The sequence below is a fragment of the Nitratidesulfovibrio liaohensis genome (assembly GCF_011682075.1).
Classification (GTDB): domain Bacteria; phylum Desulfobacterota; class Desulfovibrionia; order Desulfovibrionales; family Desulfovibrionaceae; genus Cupidesulfovibrio; species Cupidesulfovibrio liaohensis.
Window position 1 is genome coordinate 1 of sequence record NZ_VSMK01000684.1, and the last position, 797, is coordinate 797.

General features: G+C 70.4%; 1 protein-coding gene. It reads right to left on the minus strand.

The genetic code is table 11. The annotated features are described in order from the left end of the window. Positions 1–797: glycosyltransferase family 2 protein (locus tag FVW27_RS17740; protein WP_167127754.1), on the minus strand; the 797-nt coding region annotated here is incomplete at both ends.

Below are 797 nucleotides of genomic sequence, written 5' to 3' on the forward strand. Positions count from 1 at the left end.
CCCCGCACCAGCGCGGTGCGCGCCAGCCCCTCCACGCCCACGTCGTGCACGTGGACCGAGCGGCTGTCGTCGCGGAACAGCACCGGCACCGGCAGCGCGGCCAGGCGCATGCCGAACTCCATGTCCTCCGCGCCCCACTGGCCGCCGGTGAACGCCTCGTCGAAAAGCCCGGCCTGCACCAGCTGCTGCCGGGGCGTGCTGATGTTGCAGGTGTAGTACGAGGTGTGCCCGTGCAGCCCGTTGTGGGTGAACGTGGGGTAGCGGAACAGCAGGTCGCCGTGTTGCAGGGTGTAGCCCCACAGGGTGTCGGTGAAGGGCGGGGCGAAGTCGAACCGGCCCAGCACGGAAACGGGCGTGTCGGCCAGGGCCTCGTGCAGGGTGGCGTGCAGGGCGAGTACGTTGGGCTCTATCAGCGCATCGTCATTGAGAAAGTGCACGATGTCGCCCCGCGCTGCGCGGATGCCCGCGTTGCGCGCCTTGCCCGGTCCGCCCCGCCCGGGCATGACGATGGTCCGAAGGGTGAACGGCGGGTCGTACCCGGCCAGGAAATCTGCGGTCCCGTCGGTGGAGGCGTCGTCCACCACGATCACCTCGAACCGGTCTCGGGGCAGGGTTTGCCGTTCCAGGCAGTGCAGGCAGCGTTGCAGGATGTCCAGCCGGTTGCAGGTGGGAATGACCACGGAATATCCCGGCACGGCAAGCGCGGCGATGCGTTCACGCACGGCCAGCGCCAGGGGCTGGTCGGCGTGCAGGGACAAGGCCCGCGCAGCCAGGGCGCCGGCGGCCTGCACGTCGCC